The organism is Amycolatopsis sp. NPDC034160 (genome assembly GCF_055575355.1).
The window spans coordinates 50301-61035 of the sequence record NZ_JBVISU010000001.1; the positions used below are offsets into that span (position 1 = coordinate 50301).

A 10735-nucleotide genomic window follows, 5' to 3' on the forward strand; every position below is an offset into this window, starting at 1 on the left:
ACAGAAATAAGGAGCAAACTTCGTCTGCAGTGGTAATCAACGCGCATTCTCCCAGACTACTCACGTTTGACTTGTCTTATTAGGTGTAATCGAGCACAATGGATGCACCATGCGTGAGATGTTCCGCTTGGATAGTTTACTCAGGTCTTACTGTCGGGCGACGCAAGTAATTCTTGCCCGCATCTTCAGCGAGTGTCGATCACAACAACCTCAGCTACAAATGATTCTAAGTCAATTTCGTTTTTTGACATCAGCAAGAGAACTGTTGCTCTAGCCATTGCTTAACTGAACCTACTGTAGAGTAGCCATGCTGATAGAGCAGGTCAGTAATGTCGCGACCACAGATAAGGGCCACGGGGTGCTGGTCGTCGCGAATCTCTTGCTGCACCTGTCGATTGAAATACGAAGTGGTCACAAGAACTCCAAAATGCCGGTGGCGGAGCCGGGAAATAAGGCGGCTTCCCTCTCGGACTCCTACTGAGTTGTCGGCTGAGTAGAACTTTGCCTCAAGCGCGAAGTCGATGGCAATCCGGTCCGCAGCGGGGCCGAGATGGTACTGACCAACGGCATCACGCCCCCCGTCCTGAGTTGGACGAGTGACGTCGCAGCGACCGGTAGCCGGGGCCGTCAGACGCCAGAGCGCCACGGCGCAGGCTTCAAAGTCGTGCTCTCGGTCACGAAAATACTCACGAATGGTCTCCAGGATCTGCCTGCCCTGAGCGTCTTGGGGCAACTGCTCCTCCCTGGTGCGGACTACCGTCGTTGCCGGTGCCGTTAGGGGCAGGTACGCGCGTCCCTGGATCCAGGCGGCCCACGCACGGGGACAATCGTCGCCAAGTGGATTGCCGCCCGCGGAGACGTGTCGAAGCCAGGTCCGAGGAATGACAGCGCAGTCCAGGATGGTGAAGCGTGCGCGGTAGTTCTGGAACCGCTGCCCGCGCGTGGTCCGCCAGATTGCCTGCAGTTCGTCGTCCGACGTCAGCGCCGGCCCACCTGGTACGAGCAGACCGCGGAACCGGACAGCTCGGCCACGAGCGTTGGCTTTTTCGAACAACAGGAAAGGGGGAACAGCCAGCCGTTGCTCAGGTGTGCCGCGTGCCGCGTTGAAGACATCGCGGAGCAGGAGGTTACCTCCCCGGCTGGTGTCGTGCAGTTCGTGACCGGGGGTGCGGTTATCTCCGTAGTAGGTGAATAGGCCGGTCTGCAGGTCGAGAGCGTCTGGCCAGTCTGGCTGGTTACCCGTGGTGTAGAGGACTGCAAGGCGCACGGTGCCGCGGCGCGGTGAACCGACGTATCGAAAGCCGCCCTGGTTGCCTACACCGGGGACCAACTTCGCAATCGGGTCGTCGCCAGAATGCCCGCTCAAGCCGCCCGGATAGAAGCCATCGATGAGCAGGTCTGCGACATGGAGATCAGCAAACGGCGCTGCCGGTTTGTCGACCTCCGGTGCCCCAGGCCTAGACAGGTCCGCTCCTCTCAAGCACTCGAACAGCCGCCCAAAGTGATGAATAGACCATCCTTTCGGGTGATCATACCGGCAGGTCGACGCCAGGTCTCCACGACACGACACCTCCGCTTGCGTTGAAGCAAGCACTGGCGGTTGTGCCGCGAGCATGCGATGCCACCACCGCTGTACACAGTGTGTAATTCCGGCCTGTTCAGAGTGTGACAAGCCGCGTGTCCGAACTGCTAACGGGAAGAAGACAGCCCCGTCGCAAGCCAGCGCAGCTCACCGAACGGAAGGTGTAGCTAACCGAGAACACTGTCTGGGATAGTTAGTTCCATGCCATCTGGTGCCGGATCCGGCACGGGAGATTTACGAGCTGAAGATATGCACCACGACGACGCCGTCGAGCGGCATAATTGACCCCATCTCGATAATGTTGCGACGGTAGCAAATCGCCGACCACGACAACCGCCTCGGCTACCTCGCAGCGATACCGCAGATATTCGCACTGCAGTAGGGGAAATACTGACGTGTCTCAGTATTACCTTGAAGTCGAAGTCACACCTAAGCACAAGCTCGTGCCACCACTCGACCCATTAGGTTCCTGTCCTCTGGGACTCTGCGGGAAGCGAACTCAATTCTTCATTCACATCTCCCCCCCGCGAATCACCGGGCGCCGGGCACTTACGCGCTGAGAGTTCTGGCACGGGCGCCTTGGCTGCGGCGTGAATTGAGCGCGCCGACGCGGGAGCACTCATGGTGACCCGGCGGCGAAGCGACTGGTTCACACAGACGATCTCTGACGACACCCCGCACGGCCAACGCGCTTCGTCTGGCGGCGGCCGGACTACTCGGCGGTGGATCGGTCGGCGGTGCGTTGGCCGCGCGGCGGCGTCGCTAAGAATCCATACAGGACAGACAAAAAGGCCCTCCCGCGAACGGGAGGGCCTTAGTGCTGTCTCAACCAGACGTGCGCCCGAAGGGATTCGAACCCCTGACCTTCTGATCCGTAGTCAGATGCTCTATCCAGCTGAGCTACGGGCGCTTGTTCAGTTATCAATCTAGCACCTGCCGGAACAGGGGCCAGCGGAGGCTCCGGGATTTGAACCCGGGAGGGGGGGTTACCCCCAACCGCATTAGCAGTGCGGCGCCATAGACCAGACTAGGCGAAGCCTCCCAGGTCGAACGACCACTGCCCAGATAGGTTACACACTCGCCGAACCCCCGCGAAAGGGACCCCCCTTAGGTTCGCTGCAGCGCTCTGAGCAGGCGTGATGGGCGGCCACCGAGGCCTTCGGCTTCGAAGACGGCGACGCCGACGCGGGGGAGGTCGCGGGCCGCGGGGTAGGCCAGGTAGCGCGGGACCCAGCGGGGCTGGAACTTGGCGTTGAAGCGGTAGAGGGTCTCGATCTGGATCCAGCGTGAGAAGAATCGCAGTGTCTTCGCGGACAGGCGTGCGACGGGGCCGGCGCCGATGCGTTGGCCTTGTTCCAGAACGGCGCGGAAGGCGGCGAAGTTCAGGGACACGTGCTTTGCGGGGGTCGTCAGGAGCAGTTCGGAGATCATCAGCTCGTTGACACCGTTGTCGGCGGTTCGGTCGCGGCGCATGACGTCGAGGGACAGGCCCTTCTCGCCCCAGGGGACGAACTGCAGGACGCCTCGAACGGCGCCGTCGTGCTCGGCGGTGACCAGGACCGAGCCTGGATCACCCATCCGGCCGAGGGCCATGGAGAAGCCGCGTTCGGTGTCTGTGCCGCGCCAGGTGGCGGCCAGGGTGCGGAGTTCGTCCAACTCGGCGAGAGACAGGTCTTCGGCCTTGCGGATCTGGACGGTGTAGCCGGCACGTTTCGTGCGTGAGACGGCTTGGCGGACGCCGCGCATGACGCGGCCGTCGAGGGTGAAGGTTTCCGTGTCGACGACGGCTTCGTCGCCGATCTCCAGTACCTCCAGGCCGAAGCGTGCCCAGACGGTGGCGCCCAGTTCCGAGCAGCCCATGGTCGCCGGGGTCCAGGCGTACCTACGGCAGATGTCCAGGTACTCCTCGATGGCGCCGGGCCATGCTTCCGGGTCACCGAGGGGGTCCGCCGAGCACAGCGCGACACCGGCGATCACCCGGTAGGTGACCGCGGCCTTCCCCGACTTCGAGAAGACCACGAACTTGTCCCGACGCAGGGCGAAGTACCCCAGCGAGTCTCGCTCGTCCAGCAACGCCCTGAGCCGCTCGACCTCGTCGTCGGTCAGTTCCGGCGCGGGTTCGGCCGACCGCAGCAGGAAGTACGCCGCCGGCAACACAGCGCTGATGCCGAACAGCACGCCGACGGCCGCCGACAGGTCCTCCAGCCACAGCGCGGGAAACACCACTGGACCGCTCACGCCGATGAGGGCCGACATCGACTGCGCCAGGCGGTCGCCGACACTCGCCGCGACGGGCGCGAACGACAGCAGCGTGAAGTTGATCGCGATTCCGCCCAGCACCAACTGCAGGAACACCCGGATCGCGCGCCACCGGCCGGTCACCGGATCGGGGAGCGCGATGAAGTAGCGCCTTGTCGTTATCAGGGCGATCAGCAGCGCGAGCGAAACGAGCCCGGCGCCGAGGACGTGGCGCAGTCCGAGGTGCGACACCGTCAGCAATACGGCGGCGGCGACCGCGAGTTGCCAGGCCCTTCGCTTCCGCCGCTTGAGGCCGGCGGCTAGCAGCACCAGCAGCACGCCGGTCACCAGCACGACCGTCGCCGCGCCGACCGTGGCCTCGTGCGGCAGTTCCAGCCATTCGGCGACGTGCCCGCGCAGGGTGCGCCGCCCGGCCGGGACCAGCACCGAGACCAACGCCAGCAGTCCGGCCAGCCGGGTCACCCAGGTGATCACCAGCACCGAGGTGGCACCAGCCACCCGCCACGCGCCCGCCAAATTCGGCCCCCGTTTAACTCCTTGCCAGCTCTACGAACGGTACAAGGGCGTCCGGGTTCAGCAGCGCATCCCTGCTGACGGCGCGGTCAGGTGAAACACCCGAAAGGATCTTCTTAACCGGGACCTCGCATTTCTTGCCGTTCAGGGTGCGCGGTACCTCGCTCACCTGAACGAACCGGTCGGGTACGTGCCGCGGTGAGAGGGCCCCTCGCAGCTCCTTGCGCAGGGCGGGTTCGACTTCGTCGAGTGAGACACCTTCGGCCAGGACGAGAAAGCACAGCAGTTGCCCGTCCTCGTTCCCCGCCGCCGAGGTGTCGATCACCAGCGAATCCGCGACCTGGTCGAACGCTTCGACGACGCGGTAGAACTCGGCCGTGCCCATCCGGACGCCGCCGCGGTTGAGCGTCGAGTCGCTGCGTCCGTAGATGACCGCGGAGCCGCGGCGGGTGATCCGGATCCAGTCACCGTGCCGCCAGATCCCGGGGTACATCTCGAAGTACGCCTCGCGCAGCCGCGAACCGTCCGGGTCGTTCCAGAAGAACACCGGCATCGACGGCATCGGTTCGGTGATGACCAGTTCACCGACCGTCTCCACCACCGGTTTTCCCTCCTCGTCGAACGCGGCGACGGCGGCGCCGAGCGCGCGGACGGAGAGTTCACCCAGCCAGACCGGGACGTCCGGGGCCGCCGCGACGAACGCCGCGCACAGGTCCGTGCCACCGGACACCGAGCAGATCTGGACGCGCTTGCCGACCTCGTCGACGATCCACCGGAAGCCTTCGACGCTCAGCGGCGCACCGGTGGATCCCAAGGCGCGCAAGGCGGTGAGGTCGTACCGCTCAGCCGGTTCGATCCCGGCCTTCAGGCAGCTCTGGATGAACGGCGCCGAGGTGCCGAAGTAGGTCACGCGGTGCTGTTCGGCCAGGTGCCACAACACGTTCAGGTCCGGATATCCCGGGCTGCCGTCGAACAGCACGATCGTGGTGCCGGTCAGCAACCCGGAGATGAGGAAGTTCCACATCATCCAGCCGGTGGTGGTGAACCAGAAGAACCGATCGCCAGGGCCGATATCGCTTTGCAGGGCAAGGGCTTTGAGGTGTTCAAGGGTGATCCCGCCGTGCCCGTGGACGATGCCCTTCGGCAGGCCGGTGGTGCCCGACGAGTACAGGACCCACAGCGGGTGGCCGAATTCGACGGGCTCGAAGGCCAGTTCCGCGCCGCCGTTGTCGGCGAGCAGGGTGTCCCAGTCGAGGGTGCCGTCGAGGCGGCCGCCGGCGTAGTCGACGAGCACGGTCGCTTCCAGCGTGGAGATCTCGTCCCGCAACGAGTTCACCGTCGACCGGCTGTCAAACCACCGTCCATTGTAGACATAGCCGTTGACGGCGATCAGCACCTTCGGCTCGATCTGCGCGAACCGGTCGGTGATCGCCCGGACGCCGAAGTCCGGCGAGCACGACGACCAGACGGCGCCGAGGCTCGCCGTGGCGAGGAAGGCGATCAGCGTCTGCGGGCAGTTCGGCGCCAGCGCGACGACCCTGTCCCCTTTGGACACTCCCAGCTTCCGCAAGCCTTCTCGCGCGGCGGCGACGGCGGAACGTAAGGCGCCGTAGGTCAACTGCGACGAGAGACCGTCTTCGCGGTGGAAGATCACGGCGATCTCGTCGTCGGCCTTCGCGGCGCCCGCGACGCCGGGCATGAGCGAGTGCTCGGCGTAGTTCAAGGTGCCACCCGCGAACCACCGCGCGTTCGGCATCTCACCGGCGAGCACCTCGCCGGGTCGGTCGTGCCAGCGCATACCGAGGAAATCGGCGACGGCCGCCCAGAACTCGGGCCCGCGCCGGACGGAGAACTCCCACAACGCGTTGTAGTCGTCGACCTCCACGCCGCGTTCGGTGCGCAGCCACTGGCGGAACGCGTCGATCTTGGTGTCGGACAGGCGGCTCGGCTCAGGGCGCCAGAGCACTTCTGGGGCGTCGGCGGTGTGCGTCACCCCGCGATGTTAACCCCCGTTAACCGACTTAGCGAGCCCCCGTGAACAGCTCGTACGCCATCGTCTTGAGCCGCGCCGCGTCCAGCGGGGTCACCGTGAGCCAACCTCGGTCACGACGAAGTCCGTAGCGCCCGTCATGAGTGTCCACCCAGGTCAGCGTGCCTTCGCCGCGCACCCAGCGGCCCTCCCACGACTTCCTGGTCGCGCCCAGCCGCCCGCTGCGGATCCGCTGCGTCGCGATCCTCACCAGCACGATGACCTCGGGTTCCCGCAGCCCGGCATCGCGCAGGACGTCGGAGAACGCCGCCTGCCCACCGCGCTCCCCCGCCTCGCACGCCGCCGTGTAGTCGTCGACACGCAGGTTGACCGAGAGACCGCGCCCCTGCTCGCACGGGGGCAACGCCTGCAGCAGGGTCGCGGCGACGAGCGGTTCCCGCAGGGCGGCCAGTTCGACGTCGGTGCCGGCGACGCCGATCGCGACGGCGCCCCGATCGGACACGCAGCCGACGGCCCGGTACGACGGGTCGCCGTCGAGCCGCAGGTCCAGTGTCAGCTCGCTGTTCGCGAGAGTGTGCAGCAATCCCACCAGTTCGGGCGAAGGCGCCTCGACCGTGCCCAGGCCGCGTTCGGACAGTGTCCGGCTCGCCGTCGCCGCCAGCTCGGCCCGGAACTCCGGCGTCCGCCCGACGTGCGGCACCTCCAGCACCGCGGGCAGTTCGTCGCGTCCGTGCGCCGACCACAGGAGAAACAACTCGCCGATGTGCAGCCGGATCCAGTCCATCAGCGGCCACCCCTCGGGTCTTCGCCGATGACCGGCGGGGTCACGTACCCGCCCAGCCCCCAGACGTCGGAGTCCTCGACGAGGTAATCCGGCGCCTTGTGTTCTCCCTCGTCCTGCTTGCCCTGCTGAGGCGCCATTCCCATCGGCATCCCGCCGAATCCGCCCATGCCCGCGGCCGCCGCCCGCGATCCGGCACCGGCGACCTGGCCGGGTTGGCCCGACGGTCCGAAGCCGCCGACGCCGGATCGGCCGCCTTGGCCGAGCTGCTCGTGGGTTCCGCCGGAGGTGCCGGACGACGGTGGAGGCGGCACGAACGCGCCGCTGCTCGCGCCGGGCGAGCGTGGTGCCTCGGCCGGCTCCCGCACCTGGATCGGGGCGACGTCGTCGACCCCGCTGCTGCGCGTCGAGTCGTCCGGCGGCGTTTCCGGTTCCGGCTGCGGGACGGGCTTCGGTTCGGACTCCGGCTTCTCTGGCGTCTTGAGGATCTGCGGCTGCTTGCCGTACGAAGTGAAGCGAGGGACGTTCTCGTAGACCTCGCCGGAACTCCGCTGCATCCGCGTCATCACGTCGGCGGCCTGGCGGTGCAGATCCTGCGAGCTCTCGTCGGTGGGCTCGGCGACGATCCGGCCTGCCTCGGCGAAGTCGGACTTCGGCGGCGAAGACGTCGACATGGCCTGCGTCGAATCGGACATCGGGATGGGACGACGCTTCGGTGCCTCTGGCGCCTTTGGCCGCGGGGAGAATCCCGGCGGCTCCGGCATCGTGCGCCGCGCGGTATCGGCGATATCCGCCTGGCGGCGCAAGCAGTTCGCGACGTTCTCGGCGCGCCAGCCGGTCTCGCCCGCCCAGTCGACGAGTTTGATCGCGGCGTCGCGAGCCCTGTCGGCGCCCTCGCCGGTCCAGCCGTCGGCGGTCGCGACAATGGCCGCCCTGAGCTCGGAGCCGACCCTGTCCAGGAACGCGCTGATCTTCGCCCACTGCGCGGCGACGGATTCCGCGCCGGCCAGGTCCAGCTCGTTGTGGACCATCTCGTAGAGCTCTCGATGCGAGTAACTCATCCAGTCGATGTCGGCGTTGAGGTGATCGGGGCCGGGCTGGGGCTCCGGCTCGGGCGGCGGCCACGGCGTCGGCATGATCCGCATCAGTGCTCGTCCTTCCGCTCGTGTTCGACCATGTCCTCCATGTCGAAGCGGCGAGCGACCCGCTCGAGCTGCTCCTGGCCTTCCTCGTCCGCGGCGACGTACATCTTCCGCGCCGCCATGACGGTGAGCTGGAAGTCTTTGAGTACCTTGGCGAAGTCGTTGAGGACGGGTACGGCGGCTTCGGTGCCCTCTGTCGCGGCGCCCTGGAACCGTTCGCTCATCGTGTGCCCGACGAAGTTGTCGCCCAGTTTCAAGGGCGCCTTGAACTCCGTCGAGTCCTTGATCAGCGCGTTCAGCTCGTGACGTGCCTTCAGCAGCGCGTCGACGAGCTTCTTGGCGGCGTCTTCGGTGACCTTGACGGTCCCCTTCTTGGCATCGGTCTTGGTGTCCCGGATCTGACCCGCCACCGGCGCCAAGGCCGGCGCCGAAGCGCCGAACGCGGCTTGTGGCGTCACGGGCACCTTGGGTGACTGTGCCATCTGACCCTCCCCTGTCACATCCGAAGGGGAATGTTAGCGCGGATGAGTCAGCGCAGGTGGGCGTCGAACCAATTCAGCGTGCGCTGCCAGGCCTCCGCGGCCGCGTCGGGGTCGGCGTCGAAGCGGTGGTTGGCGCCCGGGTAGCGGACGACGTCCGTCGCGACCCCCGCCGAGGCCGCCGCGTCACGCAGCTGCTCGACCTCGGCACCTCCGGCCTCGTCACCCGCGTCGCCGTACATCCCGAGCCACGGGCTGGTCAGCCGTCCCGCGATCTCGACGAGGACCGGCAGTTCGGCGACTCCCTGCCCGCCGACGCTCACGGCCGCGCCCAGCCTGCGGTTCGACGCGACGACCAGCGCCGCCGTCCCGCCGAGGTCGAAACCGACGACACCGACGAGATCCGCCTGGACACCGCGCTCGGAAAGCCACGCGAGCGTCGCGTCGGTGGCGTCGAGCAGATCCTGCTGCGTGAGGTCGTCGCGATCGAGATGCGGCGTGACGGTGAGCCAGCCCTCGCCGGCGAGACCCGCCAGCAACAGGCCCAAACCCTCTTCGACCTCTTCGGCTTCCTCGTGCAACACCACGAGTCCGCCACGGACGACGCCTTCCGGTTCGGCGAAGGTCAGGCGCAGCGTGTGGCCGTCGACGTGCTGATGTTCCACGGTGGTCGTCAGGGTCATTCCTCCATCAGACCACTCTTAGGTAAATATTCGGGGCTTGCCCCGGCGCGGGAGGATACGGTGTCGGAGCCGTCCCCCAGACGTAGGAGCGCCGAAGATGTCCCCTGTTTCGCCGCGTGCGGATCTCGAATCGTTGCCGAAGTACGTCCCTGGCCGGACAATCCAGGGTGCGATCAAGCTGGCGAGCAACGAGGTTCCCGGTGGACCGCTGCCGAGTGTGGCGCAGGCCATAGTCGAAGCGGCACAGGGCATCAACCGGTATCCGGACATCACGTCGTCCGGGCTCGTCGAGCGGCTGGCCCGCGAACTGCATGAGCCGACCGAGCGCATCGCCATCGGCTGCGGCTCGGTTTCCCTTTGCCAGCAAATGATCCAGGCCCTCTGCGGACCGGGCGACGAGGTCGTCTTCCCGTGGCGTTCGTTCGAGGCGTACCCGATCGTCACGCAGGTGGCGAACGCCGTCAGCGTGAAGGTGCCGCTGACGGACGGGCACGGCTTGGATCTCGACGCGATGCTGGCGGCGATCACACCGAAGACGCGGCTGGTCTTCGTGTGCAACCCCAACAACCCGACCGGGACGGTCGTGCGGCGCGCGGAACTGGAGCGGTTCCTCGACGCCGTGCCCGCCGGTGTGCTCGTCGTGCTCGACGAGGCCTACAAGGAATTCGTGACCGACACCGAGGTGCCGGACGGTGTCGAACTGGCGCGCGGCAAGGACAACGTCGCGGTACTTCGGACTTTCTCGAAGGCATACGGCCTCGCGGGTCTCCGCGTCGGTTACGCGGTGGCGCCGGAACCGATCGCCATCGCGCTGAAGCAGGTGTACGTCGCCTTCTCGGTGAACATGATCGCCCAGGCGGCGGCCATCGCCTCCCTCGACGCGGCCGACGAACTGCTGGAGCGCTGCAAGGAGATCGTCTCCGAGCGGACCCGCGTGCGGGATGCCTTGCTGGCCAAGGGTTACGAGGTTCCGGAGACACAGGCGAACTTCGTCTGGCTGCCGCTGGGCGAGCGGACGACGGCGTTCGCGGAGCACGCACTGGAGCGAAAGCTGATCGTGCGCCCGTTCGCGGGCGAAGGCGCGCGAGTGACCATCGGGACGCCTGAGGAGAACGACCTCTTCCTCGAAGCGGCGGGGGATTTCCCGCGCTAGGAGCGACCGGGCCGTGAAGGCTCGGCGTGGTCGTGGGGGGGGGGTTGGGGTGGGAACCGCACCTCCCACCACAACCACACACAGACACCTAAAGATGGGGTTTCTCCCTCCGGAGAAAACGAACCACCCCGAAGGGGGAAAACCCCACAAGCC

The 10735-nt window shown here is 66.5% G+C and carries 8 protein-coding genes and 2 tRNA genes; 1 reads left to right on the forward strand and 9 read right to left on the reverse strand.

The genetic code is table 11. The features are described 5' to 3' along the window. Positions 1-250: 250 nt before the first annotated feature. The 9 genes from ACZ54P_RS00285 to ACZ54P_RS00325 all read right to left on the reverse strand — a co-directional run bounded on the left by ACZ54P_RS00285 (position 251) and on the right by ACZ54P_RS00325 (position 9429). Positions 251-1615, reverse strand: a complete 1365-nt coding sequence (locus ACZ54P_RS00285) for a restriction endonuclease (protein WP_465459402.1) — start codon at positions 1613-1615, stop codon at positions 251-253. An 803-nt stretch (positions 1616-2418) separates the two neighbouring features. Next, a tRNA-Arg gene (locus tag ACZ54P_RS00290) sits at positions 2419-2492 on the reverse strand. A 42-nt stretch (positions 2493-2534) separates the two neighbouring features. Next, positions 2535-2624: transfer RNA gene (locus ACZ54P_RS00295), tRNA-Ser, on the reverse strand. Between the two features lie 65 nt (positions 2625-2689). After that, the gene (locus ACZ54P_RS00300; protein ID WP_465459403.1) at positions 2690-4339 is read right to left on the reverse strand and encodes a phosphatidylglycerol lysyltransferase domain-containing protein; all 1650 of its coding nucleotides are present in this window, start codon (positions 4337-4339) and stop codon (positions 2690-2692) included. A gap of 31 nt (positions 4340-4370) precedes the next feature. Beyond that, positions 4371-6347, reverse strand: coding sequence for an acetoacetate--CoA ligase (locus tag ACZ54P_RS00305; RefSeq protein ID WP_465459404.1), 1977 nt, complete (start codon positions 6345-6347; stop codon positions 4371-4373). A gap of 28 nt (positions 6348-6375) precedes the next feature. Continuing rightward, complete coding sequence (locus ACZ54P_RS00310) at positions 6376-7128, reverse strand: ESX secretion-associated protein EspG (RefSeq protein WP_465459405.1); 753 nt, start codon at positions 7126-7128, stop codon at positions 6376-6378. Further along, positions 7128-8270 carry a PPE domain-containing protein gene (locus ACZ54P_RS00315; protein WP_465459406.1) on the reverse strand — a complete coding sequence of 381 codons (1143 nt, stop codon included), beginning with the start codon at positions 8268-8270 and terminating at the stop codon, positions 7128-7130. Before ACZ54P_RS00315 ends, ACZ54P_RS00310 begins: the two co-directional genes overlap by 1 nt. Continuing rightward, on the reverse strand, positions 8270-8749 hold the full coding sequence (locus tag ACZ54P_RS00320; RefSeq protein ID WP_465459407.1) for a hypothetical protein: 480 nt from the start codon (positions 8747-8749) through the stop codon (positions 8270-8272). The genes ACZ54P_RS00315 and ACZ54P_RS00320 overlap by 1 nt, the downstream gene beginning before the upstream one ends. A gap of 47 nt (positions 8750-8796) precedes the next feature. Further along, positions 8797-9429 carry a dienelactone hydrolase family protein gene (locus ACZ54P_RS00325; RefSeq protein WP_465459408.1) on the reverse strand — a complete coding sequence of 211 codons (633 nt, stop codon included), beginning with the start codon at positions 9427-9429 and terminating at the stop codon, positions 8797-8799. Between the two features lie 97 nt (positions 9430-9526). Here ACZ54P_RS00325 and hisC point away from each other — a divergent pair, with 97 nt between their 5' ends. Beyond that, positions 9527-10582, forward strand: a complete 1056-nt coding sequence (hisC, locus tag ACZ54P_RS00330) for a histidinol-phosphate transaminase (protein ID WP_465459409.1) — start codon at positions 9527-9529, stop codon at positions 10580-10582. Positions 10583-10735: the final 153 nt, after the last annotated feature.